The organism is Neobacillus oceani (assembly GCF_046237595.1).
Taxonomy (GTDB): domain Bacteria; phylum Bacillota; class Bacilli; order Bacillales; family Cytobacillaceae; genus Bacillus_D; species Bacillus_D oceani.
Map to the genome: position 1 here is coordinate 3,911,900 of NZ_CP143543.1, position 20,400 is coordinate 3,932,299.

The 20,400-nt window shown below is 45.5% G+C and carries 25 protein-coding genes; 9 read left to right on the forward strand and 16 right to left on the reverse strand.

Annotated features, from left to right (window positions below; genetic code table 11):
• Positions 1 to 2: 2 nt before the first annotated feature.
• From V1499_RS19875 to V1499_RS19895, 5 genes are all read right to left on the reverse strand, one after another.
• Positions 3 to 530 (reverse strand): AAA family ATPase, encoded by a 528-nt coding sequence (locus V1499_RS19875; protein ID WP_409271936.1) that lies wholly within the window; start codon positions 528 to 530, stop codon positions 3 to 5.
• Between the two features lie 112 nt (positions 531 to 642).
• The gene (gene thrS, locus V1499_RS19880; RefSeq protein ID WP_409271938.1) at positions 643 to 2,580 is read right to left on the reverse strand and encodes a threonine--tRNA ligase; all 1,938 of its coding nucleotides are present in this window, start codon (positions 2,578 to 2,580) and stop codon (positions 643 to 645) included.
• Between the two features lie 682 nt (positions 2,581 to 3,262).
• Positions 3,263 to 3,583 carry a hypothetical protein gene (locus tag V1499_RS19885; RefSeq protein WP_409271940.1) on the reverse strand — a complete coding sequence of 107 codons (321 nt, stop codon included), beginning with the start codon at positions 3,581 to 3,583 and terminating at the stop codon, positions 3,263 to 3,265.
• Between the two features lie 466 nt (positions 3,584 to 4,049).
• Positions 4,050 to 5,381, reverse strand: coding sequence for a cytochrome c3 family protein (locus tag V1499_RS19890; protein ID WP_409271941.1), 1,332 nt, complete (start codon positions 5,379 to 5,381; stop codon positions 4,050 to 4,052).
• Positions 5,382 to 5,649: 268 nt separating this feature from the next.
• Positions 5,650 to 6,105, reverse strand: coding sequence for a GNAT family N-acetyltransferase (locus V1499_RS19895; RefSeq protein ID WP_409271943.1), 456 nt, complete (start codon positions 6,103 to 6,105; stop codon positions 5,650 to 5,652).
• A 352-nt stretch (positions 6,106 to 6,457) separates the two neighbouring features.
• On the opposite strand from V1499_RS19895, the gene V1499_RS19900 reads away from it, so the two are divergent.
• The 3 genes from V1499_RS19900 (at position 6,458) to V1499_RS19910 (ending at position 7,400) form a co-directional block, all read left to right on the forward strand.
• A complete protein-coding gene (locus tag V1499_RS19900) occupies positions 6,458 to 6,637 on the forward strand; it encodes a Spo0E family sporulation regulatory protein-aspartic acid phosphatase (protein ID WP_409271944.1) in 180 nt (59 codons plus the stop codon).
• A gap of 336 nt (positions 6,638 to 6,973) precedes the next feature.
• A complete protein-coding gene (locus V1499_RS19905; RefSeq protein WP_082306974.1) occupies positions 6,974 to 7,108 on the forward strand; it encodes a YuzL family protein in 135 nt (44 codons plus the stop codon).
• Between the two features lie 97 nt (positions 7,109 to 7,205).
• Positions 7,206 to 7,400, forward strand: a complete 195-nt coding sequence (locus V1499_RS19910) for a cysteine-rich CWC family protein (protein WP_409271946.1) — start codon at positions 7,206 to 7,208, stop codon at positions 7,398 to 7,400.
• 232 nt (positions 7,401 to 7,632) lie between these two features.
• On the opposite strand, the gene V1499_RS19915 is transcribed toward V1499_RS19910, so the two are convergent.
• From V1499_RS19915 to V1499_RS19925, 3 genes are read right to left on the reverse strand one after another with little or no spacing between them, the layout of a single operon-like run.
• Positions 7,633 to 7,830 (reverse strand): hypothetical protein, encoded by a 198-nt coding sequence (locus tag V1499_RS19915; protein ID WP_409271948.1) that lies wholly within the window; start codon positions 7,828 to 7,830, stop codon positions 7,633 to 7,635.
• A gap of 1 nt (position 7,831) precedes the next feature.
• Positions 7,832 to 8,059, reverse strand: a complete 228-nt coding sequence (locus V1499_RS19920; RefSeq protein ID WP_409271950.1) for a helix-turn-helix domain-containing protein — start codon at positions 8,057 to 8,059, stop codon at positions 7,832 to 7,834.
• Positions 8,060 to 8,090: 31 nt separating this feature from the next.
• A complete protein-coding gene (locus V1499_RS19925) occupies positions 8,091 to 8,357 on the reverse strand; it encodes a hypothetical protein (RefSeq protein WP_409271952.1) in 267 nt (88 codons plus the stop codon).
• Between the two features lie 335 nt (positions 8,358 to 8,692).
• On the opposite strand from V1499_RS19925, the gene V1499_RS19930 reads away from it, so the two are divergent.
• Both V1499_RS19930 and V1499_RS19935 read left to right on the forward strand, forming a co-directional pair.
• Positions 8,693 to 8,974, forward strand: coding sequence for a hypothetical protein (locus V1499_RS19930; RefSeq protein WP_409271953.1), 282 nt, complete (start codon positions 8,693 to 8,695; stop codon positions 8,972 to 8,974).
• A 12-nt stretch (positions 8,975 to 8,986) separates the two neighbouring features.
• A complete protein-coding gene (locus tag V1499_RS19935) occupies positions 8,987 to 9,319 on the forward strand; it encodes a spore coat protein (protein WP_409271955.1) in 333 nt (110 codons plus the stop codon).
• Positions 9,320 to 9,444: 125 nt separating this feature from the next.
• Here the strand turns inward: V1499_RS19935 and V1499_RS19940 are convergent, their stop codons facing one another.
• The 8 genes from V1499_RS19940 to V1499_RS19975 form a co-directional block, all read right to left on the reverse strand.
• Positions 9,445 to 9,678 (reverse strand): DUF3953 domain-containing protein, encoded by a 234-nt coding sequence (locus V1499_RS19940; RefSeq protein WP_409271957.1) that lies wholly within the window; start codon positions 9,676 to 9,678, stop codon positions 9,445 to 9,447.
• 61 nt (positions 9,679 to 9,739) lie between these two features.
• Positions 9,740 to 9,973, reverse strand: coding sequence for a hypothetical protein (locus V1499_RS19945; RefSeq protein ID WP_409271959.1), 234 nt, complete (start codon positions 9,971 to 9,973; stop codon positions 9,740 to 9,742).
• Positions 9,970 to 10,677, reverse strand: coding sequence for an alpha/beta family hydrolase (locus V1499_RS19950; RefSeq protein ID WP_409271960.1), 708 nt, complete (start codon positions 10,675 to 10,677; stop codon positions 9,970 to 9,972). Before V1499_RS19950 ends, V1499_RS19945 begins: the two co-directional genes overlap by 4 nt.
• Before the next feature lie 92 nt (positions 10,678 to 10,769).
• Positions 10,770 to 11,027 carry a YusU family protein gene (locus V1499_RS19955; protein ID WP_409271962.1) on the reverse strand — a complete coding sequence of 86 codons (258 nt, stop codon included), beginning with the start codon at positions 11,025 to 11,027 and terminating at the stop codon, positions 10,770 to 10,772.
• A complete protein-coding gene (locus V1499_RS19960; RefSeq protein ID WP_409271964.1) occupies positions 10,984 to 11,790 on the reverse strand; it encodes an IucA/IucC family C-terminal-domain containing protein in 807 nt (268 codons plus the stop codon). The genes V1499_RS19955 and V1499_RS19960 overlap by 44 nt, the downstream gene beginning before the upstream one ends.
• 302 nt (positions 11,791 to 12,092) lie before the next feature.
• Entirely contained in the window at positions 12,093 to 12,920 is an 828-nt protein-coding gene (locus V1499_RS19965; protein ID WP_409271966.1) for an ABC transporter ATP-binding protein, read from the reverse strand.
• A 174-nt stretch (positions 12,921 to 13,094) separates the two neighbouring features.
• Positions 13,095 to 14,150 (reverse strand): FecCD family ABC transporter permease, encoded by a 1,056-nt coding sequence (locus V1499_RS19970; protein ID WP_409271968.1) that lies wholly within the window; start codon positions 14,148 to 14,150, stop codon positions 13,095 to 13,097.
• Positions 14,147 to 15,154: a FecCD family ABC transporter permease gene (locus tag V1499_RS19975; protein WP_409271970.1), complete on the reverse strand. Its 1,008-nt coding sequence runs from the start codon at positions 15,152 to 15,154 to the stop codon at positions 14,147 to 14,149. The genes V1499_RS19970 and V1499_RS19975 overlap by 4 nt, the downstream gene beginning before the upstream one ends.
• 373 nt (positions 15,155 to 15,527) lie before the next feature.
• Between V1499_RS19975 and V1499_RS19980 the strand changes: the two genes are divergently transcribed.
• The 4 genes from V1499_RS19980 to V1499_RS19995 all read left to right on the forward strand — a co-directional run bounded on the left by V1499_RS19980 (position 15,528) and on the right by V1499_RS19995 (position 20,381).
• The gene (locus V1499_RS19980) at positions 15,528 to 16,493 is read left to right on the forward strand and encodes an ABC transporter substrate-binding protein (RefSeq protein ID WP_409271971.1); all 966 of its coding nucleotides are present in this window, start codon (positions 15,528 to 15,530) and stop codon (positions 16,491 to 16,493) included.
• A gap of 230 nt (positions 16,494 to 16,723) precedes the next feature.
• Complete coding sequence (locus tag V1499_RS19985; RefSeq protein ID WP_409271973.1) at positions 16,724 to 18,202, forward strand: spore germination protein; 1,479 nt, start codon at positions 16,724 to 16,726, stop codon at positions 18,200 to 18,202.
• Between the two features lie 15 nt (positions 18,203 to 18,217).
• On the forward strand, positions 18,218 to 19,315 hold the full coding sequence (locus tag V1499_RS19990) for a GerAB/ArcD/ProY family transporter (RefSeq protein WP_409271975.1): 1,098 nt from the start codon (positions 18,218 to 18,220) through the stop codon (positions 19,313 to 19,315).
• Positions 19,302 to 20,381 (forward strand): Ger(x)C family spore germination protein, encoded by a 1,080-nt coding sequence (locus tag V1499_RS19995; RefSeq protein ID WP_409271977.1) that lies wholly within the window; start codon positions 19,302 to 19,304, stop codon positions 20,379 to 20,381. The genes V1499_RS19990 and V1499_RS19995 overlap by 14 nt, the downstream gene beginning before the upstream one ends.
• Positions 20,382 to 20,400 lie beyond the last annotated feature (19 nt).

The following is a 20,400-nucleotide window of genomic DNA, read 5'->3' on the forward strand; positions in this document are numbered from 1 at the left end:
CATCAAAATTTATAGGAGGGATTCTTCATAATCTCCGTGACGATTTCATTAAGCTCGGATGGTTTTAGCCCGGTAGTATTATAGAAAAAGCGCGGTTCGACTCCCTTACTGAGAAACTCTTCAACTAGTTCAAGGCATCTTTCCCCCATCTGGTCGTCAGTGTCCCTGAGGGAATCCCTCCGCAACAACTCGTCGCGCCCGGCCCATAATACTACATAATGAATTTCAACATTCTCAATTTCTTTCCAAACTTGTTCCGAAAATCGCCGTAAATCTTGTGGGAAGGCCACATAATCAATGACAACATCCTTGCCGGCTTGTACGAAATTAATGCACAAATCGGCGAGGTTGTCCCAAACAAGCAACTTCAATTCCCCGCTCTCCCACGGCGGAAGATAGCCCCCAACAACCATGTGATTGACCAAATCGCCTTCAATATAGGCACTGTGGTTAAATTGTTCCGCCAGCCGCCTAGCAGTGGTTGATTTCCCCACGCCTGCCGGACCTGATACGATAAAGATTTTTCTCATACACCGATTTCTCCATTTCCTATAATTAGGAACTTCAATTATCACATCCAGCCTTGAGAATTTCCATTATAAAAAAGTGCGCCAACCCCAAAGGATAGGCGCACTCCACTAATTATACAAGCTCACCCGCCGGCGATTCTTTTCTGAGGGAGCGCTCGTTGATTTGCCGGACAATCATTTCTTTAAACACTTCGAACGGGATGCTTTCGGAGTCTTGCTCGCCATATTTCCGTACATTCACTGCGTTGCCGTTCACTTCGTTGTCGCCAATGACGAGCACATACGGGATTTTCTGCATTTGCCCCTGGCGGATTTTGTAGCCAAGCTTTTCTCCGCTTCCGTCGATTTTCACCCTTACCCCGAGCTCCTTCAATTCTGACTGGAGTTGCAAACAGGCATCAAGGTGTACTTGCGAAACCGGGATGATTTGCACCTGGACCGGAGCGAGCCAAACCGGAAAGGCACCCGCAAAATGTTCGACCAGGATGCCGAAGAAGCGGTCGATGGAACCGAAAATCGCGCGGTGAATGACGACTGGCCTTACCCTTTCATTCTTTTCATTGATGTACGCCAAATCGAATTTCTCAGGCATTTGAAAGTCAAGCTGGATTGTCGCGCATTGATGGCTCCGCTTCAAGGCGTCTTTAATGTGAAAATCGATTTTCGGCCCGTAAAATGCTCCGTCGCCTTCGTTCAAGTGATACGGGATTTTCAAGTTTTCAAGCACCCGCTTCAAAGCGGCCTCGGAAACCTCCCAGAGCGCGTCTTCGCCGAGGGAATCATCCGGTCGAGTCGAAAGTTCGACTGAATAGTCGAACCCGAAAGTCCTGTACACCCGGTCAACGAGCTTGAACACTTCCTTAATTTCATCCTCGATCTGGTCCTCGCGCACGAAAATGTGGGCGTCATCCTGGCAAAACGTCCGGACGCGCAGCATGCCATTCAGCGCTCCGCTGTATTCGTGCCGGTGCACCTGGCCAAATTCGGACAAGCGCACAGGTAAATCGCGGTAGGAATAAAGATTGTTTTTAAAAATCAGCATGTGGCCGGGGCAGTTCATTGGCTTCATCGCAAATTTTGTCCCGTCGACCTCGGAAAAGTACATGTTCTCATGGTAGTGGTCCCAGTGGCCTGATTGCTCCCACAGCCGCTGGTTCATCATGAACGGAGTCCGGACCTCGCTGTAATCAGCGCCGTTTTGGAGCTCACGCGAGAATTTCTCCAGTTCGTTCCGGATGATTTGCCCATTCGGTAGATAGAACGGCATCCCGGGCGCTTCCTCGGAAAACATGAACAGTTCCAACTGCTTCCCAAGCTTCCGATGGTCACGCTTTGCCGCTTCCTCAAGGAAATTCAGGTACTCATCCAGTTCCTTTTTCTTTTTAAAAGCAACGCCATAAACCCGCTGCAGGACTTCATTCTCGCTGTCTCCACGCCAGTAAGCACCGGAAACGCGTGTCAGTTTGAACGCTTTTACGAAGCCAGTGGACGGAAGGTGTGGGCCGCGGCAAAGGTCAATAAATTCTCCCTGCTCATAGAGTGTTATTTTTTCACCAGGCGGAAGGTCCTTCAGGATTTCCAGCTTGAACGGCTCGCCTTTTTCGGAAAAAAGCCGCTCTGCTTCTTCATAGGTTACTTCATGGCGCTTGATTTCCAGGTTCTCGGCGACGATGCGCTCCATTTCTTTTTCAATCGCTAGTAAATCCTCAGGCGACAGGCTGCGTTCAAGCTTCATGTCGTAGTAAAATCCGTCTTCAATAACAGGCCCGATGCCTAACTTAACTTCGCCAAAAAGCCGCTTCACTGCCGGGGCCAAAATGTGGGCCGAAGAATGCCGTAAAATTTGTAGCCCATCTTCGGAATCGAGCGTAATGATCTGAAGCTCCGCGCCGTTTTCAAGCTTAAAGCTCAAGTCGACAAGCTCTCCGTCCACCTTTCCCGCAACTGCATGTTTTCCAAGGCTTGCGCTGATTGCCTGCGCCGCCTCCCCGACTGATACTCCCTTTGAAAATTCCTTCATACTTCCGTCCGCTAATTTTACATTGATCATCGTTTTCCTCTCCTTTTTTAAAATAAAAAACACCCGTCCCTAAGCAAGGGACGAGTGCGAATAACCCGTGGTTCCACCCAATTTCCCGTAAGTCAACCTCGCCTGTGTATTCGGTGTAAAACGGCAGTTGCAAACGGCTTTGGTGCTTTAACGCAGCATATACGGCATCGGATACTCTGGTTCCCCGATGCGGCTCAAAGGCGGTAAATTGTTCTCCTGCGTTAGGAAGCTCGCAGCACCCTTCCCTCTCTGGAAACCGGAAAAACAATTCGTGTCCTTTTCATCGCGATACTTGTATTTTTTTGAAAAATAAAAAACACACCCATCCCTTGGCAAGGGACGAGTGTGTTACCCGTGGTTCCACCCAATTTCCCATAAGCAAACCTGGCCATGTTTTCGCTTTTTCAAGCGGAACATTCCCGTGTAAAACGGCAGCTGCTTACGGCTTTGGCGCTGTAACGTAGCAAAAACGGCATTGGATACTTCAGTTCCCCAATGCAGCTCAGTAGGTGGTAAGATACTTTCCTGCGTTAGGAAGATTCCAGCTTTCCTTCCCTCTCTGTAAACCGAAAAAGTACCCCATGCCCTCGTCATCGCTTTTGAAAATCGTAGTTCTATTGTTGTTCCACATATTACAATATTTATTCGTCGCTTGCAATAGCTTTTTAAAAAATGGGCCAGCCTAAACCCGCGGATCATTGTTCTTCCGATGGAAATCCTTGATCCTGTCGTAATTCCTGTCAAATTTATTATTATTTACAATTCTAATGAACAGGTTCGGCTTTTTCTCGGGTCTGTTAACAACCGCTTTGCAATACTTGCAGGTGAGTGCTGTCTCGTCAATTAATTCAATACAATTTGTGCACTGGGCAAGGCGGGTTTTATGAGGGAAAAAAATAGCAACAATGGACCTGAAAATTAAAAAGATAAAAATGAGTACAGCAATGATAATTGGAATGGCGAGATAGTCAGCCACCGGCATTAGGCGTTCAATTAGCGTCATAGTAAACCTCCCTTACGCATTTTTATAGACTTTTATTTAGAAAAAATAGAAAGAGGTGTCTCCCTAATTTTATTATTCCGCAAGATAATAACCAATTCCTCCCAAAAAATAAAAGACATTCATTAATCTTCAATTTCCCATATAGAGGGAATATTACTACGCTGTAATCATTTTTAATCGAATTTTTAATCTCATGGTAATAGAATTATCATATTTGGGCAGTATGATAGATGTGTGGAAAGGAACCAACTTTTTCATACCCCCTTTAAAATTCTCTTTTTGTCCGGCCGCGTGCCGGACCTTTTTTTGTTCCTACTTCCTATTGGCCCTTTTTTAACTAGAAAAAGCGGCCTTTTTATCACAAATAGGCCGCTTTTTCTGAATTAAGGTGCCTGGGAACACAAGTGGGACGTTTTTTGCCCCAGCATGATTCTTGGCATCCTCGATATTTAAATTGGCTGGAGCATTAAAATGCTGGTTCACCTGGGAAGTCACCTTCATGGCAAAATTCGCAATACACGTCTGAAGGCGCATTAGTTTCTATGCCCGGTTCTGGTTTTTCGTTGTCATGGCAGACGAAGCAGCTTCTTCTTTGTTCAGGGGACTCGGAATTTTTTCGATGAGCATCGAAAAGCCATGTGTGGCGATCCTTGTGATTTTCTGGGCTTTCTGCATGGCACAAGTTGCAAAAATAGTTGCCACGGGATTCCTTTGCTGCTGCCGCAATGGTTTTTTCATAGATGATTTCCTTCGTTTCTTCGGTTAACAATTTCCTAATATCCTGTTTTTGCAGTTTTTTGGACCAGAGAGAGTCTTTGTGGCAGTTTAGGCATTCGCCTAGTTCCTTTACTGCGTTGCTTCCATGGGCTTGGGACCAGTTTCTGCCGCTATGATTTTTTGGTGTATTAATCTCTTGATGGCATGTGAAACATTGCATTGAAAGCTTAGTGTCAGTTTTTTGCTGGCCCATTGCTTCGAGGATTACCTTCTGGGTGTTTTTGGGCAGGCTTCTCTCCGGAGTACCTGCTTTCATTTCAGGCGTTTCCTCAATAGAAGGATCCTTTTCGTCAAGCGCCAGGTCACTATCCACATCCGTGAGGCTGTAAGCTGGATCTTTCCAAGGACGCTTTCCCTTGTTCACCCGCTCATGGCAGTCAATGCAGGTCCCCATATTGGGTTTAACAAATTTTTCACCTATCAGCTTTTCGGCATTTTCTTTCGTCCAGGCCTGATAAGTAAAGGAGTCGCTGATTCCGCGCTCGACCACTTTGGCGTGGACGACACCTCTATGACAGGTGATGCAAGGAATCCCCTTTTCAATATGGCCAACATGGTTGACGATGATGTCCCCAGTGGCAGTAACCAGGCGGTTCCTCGAATGGCATTGCTCGCAATTCTCATTGTTTACGGCCACTTTCTGGACAACCTGGGTGGGCGGGCTGATAAAATGGGCAGCAACCCTTTTGGCTTCTGCGACTTTATTTATTATCGTATTTTTCCCACCGGGTTTGATATGGCATTGAACGCACTTTATCTGATTATGGGCACTAACCTGGAAAGTTGCATGTTGGGGAGCCATTTCGTGACAGGATGCACAAAATGTTGGGGTTGAAGCATAGCTGAGTGCTCCATAACCGAATGCAATGAAACAAATCATTGTTATTAAAAAGCCGACCAGCAGCTTCCATCTTCGAATAGGATTTTTGCGGGTTTCCTGAACTACATCCCCATCTATGGAATCCTCGGTATACTGGCTTTGACTTGGCCGGACTTTACTTCCCCTTTTGTAAAAAAACATCGCCATCCCCCCGCTTCTGTTAGTATCTTACCAAAAGCAGCACGGTTGGATGGGACATTTCAAAAAGTGTTCACAATTTCCTTCCATAATGGTGTTTGGCTCCCATTTATGAGGTCCTCATTTCTTTCCCCTATTTTACATGGGCGAGGTACTCTTTGAAGGTTGGGCATAGTTCGCTCCAGACATCGAAGGCGTAACCTTCCAGTTTCCAACTCTTCACAACCGATATCCGTTTTCGTTCGACTAAGGGTATTCGCGGATCCACTCTCTAGCGGTGGCCGTCCAATCGGGCCTGGATGTATCCATAATAGGCACATGTGCCGTTTATAGCAGGGTCTTTTACCTCGAAGCCGCATTTTTCGTAGAACGGGAAATTGTTAGCGGAAGTGTGGGCGAACCAATCCCCGTGCGGGAGTTTTTCAAGGCAAAGGGCGACAAGTTTTCGCCCGATGCCTCTACCTTGGTAGTCTGAGCGGACGATAAGGTCCATAATCGTCGCAGCCATGATCTGGTCGGAAAGAACGCGGACCATAGCGATCATGTCATCTTTATCCCAGATAGTGAAAGCCCAAGTAGAGTTTTTGAAAATCAAAGTGAATTTTTCCTTTTGCCAATTCGGCGTGTTCCGGGCCCAACCGGCATCTTCGAAAAGGGCTTCGACTTTTTCGGCTGGAATACCTTCCGTTCCTTCCCTGATCACGAGGCCGTTAAAGTATTGATACATATCGGATTCCCCCCTTTGTCTTAGCCTTAAGATTCGAGATTGGGAAGAAAAATCCTTTTTTAAAAAAATTCGATGAGGGCTTGCCTTGTTTCGCTTTTACCCTCCCATCAATTTTCGTTGGCGTTTCGTAACGATTTTCTCGCTCTGGAACATTTTTTATTTTGAGATTTATTTAAGGAAATGTTAAAGGTTTGTTCATAGTTTGTTCATTTTTGCGCGTTATGATTGATTTGTGAAAAGGAACCCCCTCAACTTTTTCATACTCCCCCTCTTTTAATATAGAGTCCATATCCGGCTTTTTAGCCGGATCTTTTTTTACGCTTTTCAGACTATCCTGACAGGAGGGCTCGCAATGGGCAAACGACTGCGATTTAAGTTGGACGGATTGTCTGCCTACATCGAACTACTACGGATCGATATGCTGGAAAAAAGCCAGCAGCACGGAATTAATCATCACGCAACCCTCCTGGCCAGCCAGGAACTCGACTACTACATCCTTCTATACCAACGAATGGCCAAAAAAGAATTGTGAGGCTCTGAATAAAAGGCCAGTCATCCAAGTGGAACGTTTCTTGACCCACTGTCTCATGTACTATTTGAAACATCCGGATTCTTTAGAAAATCTTAACATTAAGTTCATATTGTGTTCATATTGGATGGATAGGATGAAGGCATGGAAGGTTACCCCACTTTCCATACTACCCCTCTATTTAATATAGACACCCTTTTTTCCGGCCGAGTGCCGGTATTTTTTTTCGAATTCAATAGATTCGGGATTTCATTATGAAAAGGGCAGATGGGTTGGCACCTTAATATACACAATAATGCCCGATAAAACAGGGCATATTAAAGTGAGGGGTGATTATTGATGGCGAGGTTGAAGAAGAATCCTTCGGAGGCTGGAGTGAGTGCGGCGAGTGTGAAGGGGAATGCGGGTCCGCATAATATTCGGCATCGGAAGAATAAGGTGAACAGCCAGAACAATCAATTTAAAAAGGATTAAATTCAAGGCGCCCTTCATGGGTGCCTTCTTTATTTTGAGGTAGGACTATCCGCCAAAAAAGCTTAAAATAGAGAAAAACCGATGGGAGGGGCTGGCGATGGCGGGGAATATTTGCCCGCTTTGCGGGGAGGAGAACGGGTGCATGTCGTGGAAAACCGAAGCTTGTTGGTGCACGCATGAAGAATTCCCAAGCGGGATTTTCGAATTAATCCCAAATGAGCTTTTGCACAAAGTGTGCATTTGCCGGAAGTGTTTGCTGAAGTTCAAGGAAGAAATGGCGGCCGGCCGTTAAGGACCCGCCGCCCTTTTTCATTTTGGAAAAAAGTTTTAAAAAAAAAGCAATTAGCCTATGCTAACTGCTTTCTGTTTTCGTATATTCGACGAAGTTCCCAAAAATCAGGAGGATCCCCAATTTAATTTCCTGTTCCAAAACTTTTCCAAATCGCGAGTGATTTTCCAAGCAAAATGGATTCCTCCCTTTTTGTTTTTTCGGTATACTAGATTTGATAAACAGGGGCGCATCCCTATTTATCATCTTTTTCGGGGAGAGGATTCAACTCAAGGGTTGGGTCCTCTTTTTTATCATCATCGTTCTCCTCTTTATTCGCTTTAAGATGCAGGTCCAAAATGTTATTAATTTTTAATTGAATATCTATTTGGCGAAAAAGCACTCCCAAGACCACACAACTAATAATAAAGGTCAAGGCGTATATGATTTCCATGTTAAATTCCTATCTCCCCTTTCCGGACTAGTTCTATAAATGATGTTTTCATCTCCTGCTTGAAATCATCTTTTGGCATCGAGGTATAACGGGAAAGCCTGTTGATATCGTCTTGGAAAAAATCCCGAATCACCATCATGGCTTCATTATCACCTGCTTTTGCCTTTGCTAAGATGGAGTGGAATTGTCCCATTCCTGCTTCAGCTTCTTTAGGTATTTGTTTTTGCATTTGGATACCCCTTGCCTTGAAATCTTTAATTTTATTGCCACTTCTCTTTCTGTGTTCCCTTGAATAATGGTGCTATAAATAATGTAGCTCGCCTTATTTGGCATTTTTCGAAGAACCTGCTTAATATAGAGATCGAAATTTTTTCCTTTATGGAATCCTCTGTTCCCACAAGTTCCTCAATTAAGCATATTTCATTTTTTATCCTCCTCCTTTCATAGTATTGAATTCTCCAAGCAAGCCTCCTAAGATTAAGCCTGAGAATCTCCTTTAAGAATTCATCATCCAGTGTATCCTCCATTCCCACATGCAAAATAGAACATATGTTCGATTTAATTATACAATAACATGCCGAAAAATGGCACTTGGGAAAACCCATATCAAGCGAATCCACTTTTCGCAAACTATTCCTTGTACTTTAAAGGAGGAATTTTTCAATAAAAAGCAACCTCTTTATTTTCATATACATTCATTTTAGTAAAAATTCAGATTTAATTAAACGCTCATTCAAAACCACAAATGAACAGTTTTAACCACGGGAAATCCCTTCTATGAATTTCTCATTCCCCGAATATTTCCTATGCCATTGGGGATGTTAACGGATGCGGGATTATTTTGTTCAGGAGGTTTTTAACTATGCAACAGCAACAGAATCAAGGCATGCAGAATCAGCAGGGGGTTATGCAGCAGCCGCCAAATGTGTTGTCCGGAAAGGATGAGCTGTATTTGACGGATATGCTGACGTGGAATTTGCTTGCGGCGAAGAAGGCGCATTTTTACGCGCAGCACTGCCAGATTGAGGCGATGAGGGCAGAGGCCGAGCAGGTTGGGCAGATGCACCAGCGCCATTATGAGAAAATCCTTGGCCATTTGAACGCCCACCAGAACCAAAATGCGCAGCAATACATGCAGCAGTAGGAGGAACAGACGATGACCAACAATTCGATTTCAAACCAACCGACGAAGGTTGAGAAAAACCCATCCATGAACGACCGGGATTTTATCAACGATTTGCTGGCGACAGAGAAATATATGACCCACGGCTACGATGTGTTTTTGAACGAGGCGAGCCATATGGGCCTTTACAAGGATGTCCTTGATATTTACAATGAAACGCAAAACGTGCAGCGCCATTTGTACAATGTGATGTTCCAGGAAGGCTGGTACAAGGTTGAACCGGCCCAGGCGCAATCGCTGCAAAAGAAGTCCCAGCAGTTCTCCGGCTATCGTGAGCAGCTTCCGTATGGCGAGAATGTGCAGTAAATGTACCAAATTGCACCGCAATCTGCGGTGTTTTTTTGTTTCACCAATAGAAAGGCCCAGTTCCGACATGATATGAACTGAGCCATTTAGTATGTACTTTTTTCCCAATTCAACTTAGGCTCCGGTTACTTCAAAATAAAACTTTTGATTGATACAAATAAGATTAATATAAAAACAACTATGCTTAGCCAGCCAGCACCTTTTTTTCCTTTTTGAAATTCTTCTATTCCTAGAAGCAACATCACAAAACTTAATAACAACATCATATATGGTTGTAATGCAAAATTCTCGTTAATCAATCCATATCCTGCGAGTAAAATAACTATTACTGATAAAATAATCCTTAAAAGTTTTAACAACTAAATCCCCCTATATGAAATCTTTTCACTTTCCTTTCCTCTTAAAAACCAAAGCTTCCAACTATTTTAAATCATTGCCGTCCTGTTTCAGCAGCACTTCCTTCACAAATTCCTTTACTTTGTCACGCTTTGGCCCCAGCCTTGATACGCTGAAGTCGACATCTTTTAAAATGATCAGGAGTTCAATTAACAGGGCAGTAACGATGCCAAACGCGATCATGCCGCCAATTGGGCCAAGCAGAAAAAGGGCTCCGCCGACAAAACTCATCAATACTGCAATCAAAAAGACTCTCATATACCTCTCCTTTGTTTATGAGGGTTTGTTTCCCCGCCTGCTTCCGTTTCTATTCCCCTGCGGCTTGGGCTGATTCCTATAAAATCAATTAGTGTTTCCATAACGAGTTCCATCACCGAAAGAGATTGCCGCGTGTTATAAGGTTCGATTTCAAGTGAATGGCCAGCATTTGGAATCGCTATGACTTTGACGAGCGGATTGGTTCCGATTTCAGTGACTTTGCTTTCAATAAAATGATGATCGTTCCCACCAATGGCGACCAATGCCGGCTGGCGGCAATTCATTAAAGTTTCGCATATATCATTGTATTTTAGGAGCGGTGTCAACAGCACCATTTTCGAATTCTCATAGCGGTTGTTCCTGATAAAATCATGAATGATAGGAATCGTCCCGAGCGATTTTCCTAAGAAGAGAATCGAATCGTATTGCTTCTTTCCAAGAACGTCGGTTATCACGGGATGAATATCGCTGCATAGAGTATCGTTTATTTCTGAAAGAGAGCGTTTGAACAAGGGCCCGTACTCATAGGAATAGTGGATATGGATCACGTCGTACCCATTCTCAAGCATGGCCATGGTCGAATAGTATAGAAGCGGTTTTTCATATGTATAACCGGCGCCCGAGAACATAAAGCAAACTGCCGCTCCCCCATTGTCAACAAAAGTGTAACGGATTTGGTTGATTGTTCTTTTTTCGACTTTCATTGGCAGCACCCCTGCAATTTGATTACCTAATTTTACCATTTAAACAGAAAGGTGTATACCAATTTTCCACAAAAAAAGCCACTCCCTACAGTTTAAGGGTGCGGCTTCGTGTTACGATGCTCTTCGTTTAGGCGTTTGATATCGGCCATAAGTTCCTTCATACCGTCCTTCGCATCTGGATAAAGGGCGTTCCAATGCTTGGCAAGGGCTGGCATCGTCTTGGCGATGTGTGTATAGAGGGCATACATCTTCACTTTCTCGGTAATGTCCTTGTCTGAGGTGCCGACGAGGAGTTCAGCGTATTTTTCAAGTAAGGCTTCGAACTGCATCGCAAACGTTTTCTGGTCCATTTGAGCATTTGCCCTCCATTTCAAGTTTCCGGCACGGGCACGTTTTACAGCGCTTTGCCTTTTCGCCGGTCAAATAGGAAAAACAGCATGTTTGGCGGATCCGGACCATTTCATCAAGGTCATCCACGTATGTTTTTTCATAGTAAAATTTGCTGATTGGATTGCGGTTATACCTTCCGAACAGGGACCCTTCCGCTTTTTTGAAAAGAAAATCCAGGTCGTGGTCTGCATTTGGTACATTTTCAAGTTTTGATTCATACAGCCACATGAGATAGACAGCCGTGTTTTCCCAAAGGATCAGTTTTGAAAGGCCGGTTGTTTTGGCAAGCCTTTCGATGACCGGGTTGATGTGGTCGGCGAACAGCTCGGAAATCCCTTTTTGCAAGAGCGTTTGGCGGTCTGCATTAGCAAATTCCTCTGTTTGCTTGTTTTTCAAGAAAAACTTCGGAAGCCATTTCGGTTCAGCTGAAGGCGGTTCGAAATAAATGTTTTCCAGACATATATTAAGTTTTTTGTTCCAGGCCGTTATTGTGTAAAGGGCGACAACGGCTAGAAACGCATACCGCTTCATAAAAACGGATGCCGCAACTTTATCGGAATCCGTTTGGAACGTGGCCTTAAGCCGCTCAATCAACGACTGCATTTCAGCTGGCTCCAGCATCGCTTGAACGGAAATCATCCCCTCCATCGGCTCATCCGAAAAACGGAAATCCTTCAAAACTTCCTTCTCTGTATCCGTCAATTTGCCTACTTTGAACTCCAAAATCCACACAACCCCCTTCCCTAAAAAAGTATGAGCAAACATCAAGGGGCATGGCACCGTTCTTGGGACGCCAGCAGATGTTAGAAATCTTCTTTTAGTGACCGAAGGACCCCCTGAACACTGCTGTTCGGGCATTAAATCCTCTTTTAACGACCGAAGGACCCCCGGAACACTGCTGTTCGGGCGTTAAATCCTCTTTTAACGACCGAAGGAACCCCTGACCAATGCTGTTTGGGCGTTAAATCCTCTTTTAACGACCGAAGGAACCCCCTGAACACTGCTGTTCGGGCACTGAAATAATTTTAGCTATTGGCGGCGATGGGGTTTTTTAGAATACAGCGGCCTTTCCCATATGGGATGCAGAGCGGTGTACCGAAGAGCGGGTCGATTGTGACTTCGCAATCCATACCGAAAACATTTTTGACGAGTGAGCAGTTGATAACGACTTCTGGACGGCCTTGGGCAAAGATTTGTTTGTCCTTAATGGCGACAATGTTATGTGCGTACCGGCAGGCGAGGTTCAGGTCGTGGAGGACCATGACGATTGTCCGGTTTTCACGCTCGTTCAATTCGAAAAGCAAATCAAGAATTTCTATTTGATGGGTCATGTCCAGGTACGTTGTCGGTTCATCAAGAAGCAGGATATCGGTATCCTGCGCCAATGTCATCGCAATCCAGGCGCGCTGCCTTTGCCCGCCGGACAAAGAATCGACGGGACGGTCCTTTAGTTCCTCAAGGCCGGTCGCCTTTAGCGCATCGTTCACCTTTTTTTCGTCCTCTTCGGACCATTGCCTTAGCCAAGATTGATACGGATACCGTCCCTGTTTTACAAGCTGGAGGACAGTCAGCCCTTCCGGAGCAACAGGGGTCTGCGGGAGGATGGCCATATTTTTGGCGACTTCCCTTGTCGATAGCTTTGAAATGGCCTTTCCCTCAAGCAGGACTGTGCCTGACTTTGGTTTCAGCAGGCGCGCAATTGAGCGAAGAAGGGTCGATTTCCCGCAGCCATTCCCTCCGATAAAAACAGTTATTTCGCCTTTGGGAATTTTCAGGTCAAGTTCTTCGATGATTAATGTATCTCCGTAGGAAAGGGACAGTTCTTTCGTTTCAATTGCTTGCGCATGTGTCAATTCAGACAGCTCCTTTACACGTAATCACGTTTTGTTCAAATGGCTTAATCGGTGTCTATTTTATCCGAGGACGGTTTTATTTTTCGTAAAAGATTTCTCAAAATCGGTTTGTTTTTTAATATGACCAAGTTGCTTCGTTTAGAATTTCTTCTCTCCAATTATTCAACCATACTTCTACTGGTTCCTTGTTTTAAAAAGAAGGTAGATGAAGTAGGGCGCCCCGATGCCTGCGGTGAAGACGCCGGCTGGTACTTCAAGCGGCGAGAACATGGTCCGTCCAATAAGGTCCGCGGCCATGACGAGGATTCCGCCCAGTATGGCTGCCACGGGGAGCAGCGCCCCAAAGGATGAACCGACGAGCCTGCGCGCCATGTGCGGAGCCATGAGGCCAACAAAGCCGATACCGCCCGCGAATGCAACGGAAGTTCCGATTAATCCGGTCGAAATTGCGAGCAAGGCAAAGCGTTGTTTTTGTACACGCGAACCAAGCCCAGTAGCGACATCATCACCAAGCTCCTGAATGTTCAAGTTCCTGGCAGCAATGATGGCTAGTACTATTAATATGATTGTGGCCGGCAAGGCGATTGAAACGTTCGCCCACGTCGAACCATAAACGGTTCCTGTTATCCAAATATTCGCCTGGCTTGCCTGAAAAATCGGTCCTAGGATCATCATCATCGTTGTTAAAGCTTTCATTAAGGCCATAAGCCCAATCCCAATAAGCACAAGCCGAATTGGCGAAACGCCATTTTTCCATGCAAGAATGTATACAAGGAATGCAGCAACCGCGGCACCAATAAATGCTGCGACCGGAAGCCAGGCGATGCTGACGGTCAGGGCGTTGCTTCTATCACTGAATATGGCGAGAAAGCCGACGACCGCGACCGATGCGCCGCCAGTAATACCGAGGATATCAGGCGATGCGAGCGGGTTGCGGATCATCCCCTGTAGGATGCCCCCAGCCACGGCAAGCCCCATGCCGACCGTAAGCGCGATAATGATGCGCGGAAGCCGGAACGATTTTACGATCAACTGATCCATTTCTGTTCCGCCGCCAAAAAATACTTGGAGGACGGTGAGAGGGCTAATTTTCATTTCCCCCATCGCCGTACTCCCTACGAAAAGGGCAAAGGCGGCTAAGGCTAGCCCTAAGAAGACAAACAGTGCTTTTTTATCAAGAAGGAAGGAAATCCTTCCTTTTAAAAATCGAGTGCTCTTAAATTGGCTCATCGGCTGTTAAACCCCCTTCTCGCAATATAAATGAAAAATGGGGTACCGATGATCGCTGTTGTGACGCCGACCGGAACTTCCTGTGGCATAAGCAGGTAACGGGAGGCGATATCCGCCGCCAATAAAAGCATGGCTCCAAGGAGCGCCGCATACGGGATGACCCAGCGATGATCGATGCCGACAATTGAACGGGTTACATGCGGGATGACGATACCGATAAATCCGATCGGGCCGGCTACCGCGACTGCCCCGCCAGCGAGAAGGATGACAAGGATCCCGATGCCAATTTTAACAAAAGCGGTGTTTAGCCCAAGGCCTTTCGCCACGTCCTCGCCCATCGACAGGACATTCATTTTCGAGGCAATGAGCAGCGACCCGATCCAGCCAATTGCCAGGTACGGAAGCACGGCAACGAGGTTATCCAGCTCCCTTCCGGCGACGGACCCCGCGAGCCAGAATAGCACCTGCTCAAGAGCCGCTTCATTCAGGACGAGCAAGCCTTGGGTAAAACTGGCGAACATCGCGGAAAGCGCGGCGCCAGCGAGAGTCAGCTTCATTGGGGTAAGCCCTTCGCGGCCGAATGATCCGACTGCGTAAACGCCGATCGCGGCAGCCGCTGCCCCGAAAAACGATAGCCAGGTGAAGGCCTGGATGCTGTCGACTTTAAGGAGCGTGACAGCGATAACGACCATCATCCCGGCACCCGCATTTACGCCAAAAATATCCGGCGAGGCGAGCGGGTTTTTCGTTAGTGTCTGTAGAAGCACCCCCGACACAGCGAGGCTCGCTCCGACCGCTGCGGCGATGAACGCGCGCGGCAGCCGGACCGATTCTATAATTAAATGTTCATTGGATCCGTTAAAGTTGGTGAATGTTTCGATGGCCATTTTAATTGTTGTGTCCGTATAGCCAAACACAATGCTGGCTACCATCAGGGCAAGCATCAATAAGATGGCCCCGAAAAGGCCTAGCCACTTTAAACCTGTATTCTTTAGGAGAACCATAATAGTGAAAACCTTTCCCACATTTACATGATTGACTAGTTATATATCTAGTCTAAAGCGGCTCGGATAGGGTGTCAATGATTCTGAGAATCATTTTCAGTTGGTTTTCCCTCTTTTCACCGATTTGTCAAACTGCCGATGGGATATATGTGCCAAGACCATAGGCGACACTTTTTGTATCCCTTGGCTAACTGGAACCATCGTTACGGCTCAGGTATTTCCTCTTCTTTTCAGGTTTTTGCCTGTTCACATTTCCGCCAATTACTTGAGAATTATTTTCAATTAAATCATTGACATGTTGATTTTATCATTTTATGATGATGGTGGAATTGAAAATGATTATCATTAACATTTATCAGGAGGCACGACAAACATGAGAAAGATGAAAAGCATATTCTCACTGATTGCGATTTTCACGGTGCTGCTATTGGCAGCTTGCGGAGGAAATGATAAGGACAACTCGGCTGGCAAGGATAAATCCAAGACTGAGGAAGATCAAAGCTATACGATTGAACATGCAATGGGAACAACCAAGCTTAAAAAGACTCCCGAGCGTGTCGTTATTTTAACAAACGAAGGTACTGAAGCATTGCTTGCCCTGGGCATCAAACCGGTTGGCGCTGTTCAATCGTGGACAGGCGACCCTTGGTACGACCACATCAAGGATGACATGAAGGATGCAAAGGTTGTTGGCGTTGAAAGCCAGGTCAATGTTGAAGCAGTTGCGGCTCTGAAGCCGGATTTGATTATCGGCAACAAAATGCGCCAGGAAGAAATTTATGAACAGCTGAACGCAATTGCTCCTACAGTATTTGCCGAAACGCTGAGGGGCGACTGGAAACAAAACTTCGAGTTATATGCGAAAGCTGTCAATAAAGAAGAAAAAGGCAAGGAAGTACTTGCCGATTATGGAAAGCGCATCGAAGACTTGAAAGGCAAGCTTGGCGATAAGCTTAACATGAAGGTTTCAATGGTCCGTTTTATGGCTGGCGATGTCCGTATTTACCATAAGGACACATTCTCCGGTGTAATTCTTGAGGAGCTCGGCTTTGCCCGTCCGGAAAGCCAGGAAGTGGACGATTTTGCCGAAAAGAACGTAACAAAAGAGCGCATCCCGGCGATGGATGGCGACATCCTCTTCTACTTCACATATGAAGAAGGCGATGGCAAGGCGTCCCAAGTTGAAAAGCAATGGATTGAAGACCCTCTTTTCAAAAATCTTGAAGTTTCCAAGAAGGGCAATGTCCATAAAGTCAGCGACACGATCTGGAACACAGCCGGCGGCGTTATTGCTGCAAACCTGATGCTCGACGATATTGAAAAGATTTTCGCGGAGTAATTTCAGCGAAACAGGCGTATATGCTCCCTCGCGCGACAACTCTACCCTCCCATATATAACCTTTTGCACCTGCTCATGCGGGTGCTTTTTTTGTTTGTATAAGTACATGAACCCACTTGGACGTATTTGCTCTATTTTCGTGCTTGCACCTTTTTGAAACTTTCCCTATTTTTCATATTTGTGGTTTTTTGGGGGATGCTATTTATGTTGATTTTGTGGAGGTGTAAGCGATGGGGCGGAAGACTGGAGTGGAAGTGCCGCTTCCGGATATTATTTTGCAGTCGAAAGATTTTGTTCAGCAGGAATATTCGAATCGGAAGACGGGTGTTAAGTTCCATTTGTCCTTTTTTTCTACTTTAGTGGACGAAAAGATTGTGCAAAGGGATATTCTTCCCTACCTGCTGGAACGGCACTTCGAGTTTATTGATGATGTGACGGCGTTGGCGCCTATTACTGGTATAGAGATATTGGAAAAACCGGATAAGCTTGAGGAAAAGGTGCTCAGAGGCTATCTTCTTTTGACTGTAGGGACAGACCCAGGGAAGTTCGCGCTTTTTGAAACGAAAGAGGCGAATGTCCGCGCCATCTCCCCGCCTGAGGTTGAATTCAGCGTCATTGGGCCAAAGGAAGCGTTTGTGGAATCGATTGTGGTAAATACAAACTTGATTCGGAAACGGCTGCCAATCAAGGAACTCGTTTCTGAAGAAATCACGGTCGGGTCGCTGACGAAAACGAAGGTTGCGGTCTTCCATATCAAGGGCATTACCGACCCGGACAATGTAAAAACAATTACGGACCGGATAAAGGCAATCGATTTTGATGCGGTTATCGACAGTTCCTACATCGTGCAGCTAATTTCCGACAATAGGAATTCCCCTTTCCCACAGCTTCTCGATACGGAGCGGCCGGACCGGGTAACTGCAATTCTTGCAGAAGGAAAAGTCGCGGTCCTTGTCGATGGATCGCCGCATGCGTTGATTGGGCCTACAACGCTTAGCGAGTTTTTTAGTTCATTTGATGATTATTTCCTTAACTGGATTTTGGCCTCCTTTTTCAGGCTAATCCGTTTTTTTTCTATTTTGTTTTCGGTGCTAATCACTCCTGTGTATGTCGCGGTCCTGACGTACCACTACGAATTGATTCCAAAGGATCTGCTAACAACTCTAGTCAGTTCGAGAAGGGTGATCCCGTTTCCTCCAATCATGGAAGCACTCATCCTTGAATTAACAATTGAATTGCTCCGGGAGGCCGGTGCCCGACTCCCGACAAAGGTTGGCCAAACAATCGGTATTGTAGGAGGAATTGTCATTGGGACAGCCTCGGTAGAAGCGGGGCTTACAAGCAACGTTCTCCTCATTTTTGTAGCACTTGCTGGGCTTGCCTCATTTACGACGCCGGTTTACAAAATGGGGAACACAATCCGTTTGCTGCGCTTTCCATTTTTGCTATTTGCTGCGTTATGGGGATTGCTGGGCATTGTCTTCTGCTTTTGCATTTTACTAACTCATTTAATTAGGCTTACTTCTATGAACAGGCCGTTTCTTCACCCTTTATATCCGCCTCGGCTTGCCGATAACAAGGATGTTCTTATCCGGTTCCCGTTCTCAGCCGTAAGTACCAGGCCGATGTTTTTGCGTACGAAAAATCCATTCCGATTCAATCCTAGAAATATGAGTAAGCTAAAGGAAATGAAAGACATAGACGACTAAAAAGGGGTGGATGGAATGTCTGAGATGGTTCCGGATAAGGCTAAAATTTCCCCATTCCTCGTTTTCTTCATCATTCACGGAATGCAATTCGGTGTTGGCGTCCTTGGCTTCCAGCGTATCATCGCCAAGCACGCGGGCTATGATGCCTGGATTGCGGTATTAATCGCCGGTATTGCAATCCATCCTTTAATTTGGATGGTTTATAAAATGGCGGGAATTGCAGGTGGGGATATTGTCTCCATTCATGAGTTTACTTTTGGTAAGTTGCTCGGAAGATTAGTTAGCCTGCCTTTGATCCTTTATTTCACACTAACTTCGATTGTACCGCTTAGGAGCTTCATCCAAATTGTCCAGGTTTGGATGTTCCCCGGCCTTAGTACATTTTGGTTTGGGCTTGCATTTCTCCTGCTGGCCATTTACGTCATTCAAGGCGGGTTCAGAACGATTACTGGAATCGTCTTTTTTGGGGTTTTTTTGACCTTTTACTTGTTGTTCGTTTTTTTATACACGATTCCTTATTCCGACTACTCGGATTTGCTGCCTATTTTCAACCATTCATTTAAGGATTTAGGGCTGGCGGCGTTATACATGTCATTCACCTATCTAGGCTGGGAAAGTCTGCTTGTTTTGTATCCTTTGATTAAAAATCCCCAGTCCTCGCATAAGTGGGCGCAGCGTGGGATTTTGTTTACAACCTTTCAATATGTATTCATCGCCATAATTTCTTTTGGCTATTATTCCGAGGGCCAGCTGCAACGAACGATTTGGGCAACGCTCTCCATGTTTAAAATTGTGGAACTGCCTTTCATCGAGCGGTTTGAATATATCGGAATTGCGACCTGGGCACTAAACGTCCTTCCGATTGTTTGCCTTGGCTTATGGGCCGCCTCACGAATCCTAAAACGTACTTACAATATAAAACAAAAATACAGCGTTTATTTTCTTGCAGTAGTAACCCTTATCTGTATAACCCTTATTCAATCCCGGGAACAGGAGGCTGCGTTAACTACTTTCTTAGGAAGAGCGGGGTTCGTTCTAGGTTTCGGTTATTTACCCCTCCTTTTTATTGCAGTTCTTATCGCTAGGAAGGTGAAAGGCAATGGGAAAACATAGGTGGTATTGCCTCCAGTTTGGGCTCTGCTCCTTGCTTCTTTTAGGTGGATGCGTACAAACGGAAATTATTGACGATGTCCGGCTTGTCACAGGCATCGGTTATGATAAGGGTCAGGGGGATAAGGTGGTCGGGACCGCTTTGATTCCGTTCTATTTGCCTGACCGAACAGTAGAAAATTACACCCTGACTACCTCAGCTTCGCCAACGAAGGATCTTTTTAACAACTTTCAGCAGATGTCTCCGGATCCGGTTGTAGCGGGTTCTATGGAGGTAGCTCTTTTTGGGATGGATTTTGCAAAAGACGGGATTTATCAAGTTCTTGACGCCCTTCAACGTGACCCTGGTGTCGGAACAAAAACTCATTTGGCAATCGTTGACGGAAAGGCCCAGGAAATTCTTGAAGGAAATTTCGGAAAGCGGGGAAACGCCTCCTTTATTGCCGATATGCTGGAACATAATATAAAGACAAGAGACTTGCCAAAAACAAATATGCACCTGTTTATGTCCGATTATTATCAAACAGGAAAAACCGCATACCTTCCCATTATCAAAAAAAAGGATGACAAAGCCGTCCAGCTTAACGGAATCGCCCTTTTTAAAGATGGAAAGGTTGTTGATAAAATCCCCCGAAATGAAATGTTCTTTTTCAAAATAATGACCGGGGATTATGGGGAGGCGAGCCAAAGGGTGGTTCTTGGTAAAAATAAGGCTATGGTTGAAAGTATAAGAACAAAATTTAAGAAGAAGCTGGTCCGCCGCAATCCTTATGAAATCGATGTGCACATTAAGGTCAAAGGATTCCTTCCTCAGTATACAGGGCATCACCTTGACAAAAAAATCATTAATGAAGTTGAGCGCGCCTTGGAAAACCAAATACGATCTTACTCGGGGAAACTGGTAAGACAATTTCAGAAAAAAAACGTAGACCCATTCGGCTTCGGGCACTTCGTTAAATCAAAAACCCGCGGCTTCAGCTATAAAAAGTGGAAACAAACAGACTACAGAAGCCTGAAAGTGAACATAATACCAAAAGTCCAAATCCTAGAAAGTGGTGTCATTCAATAAGCGAGATGTTTTGGGTTAC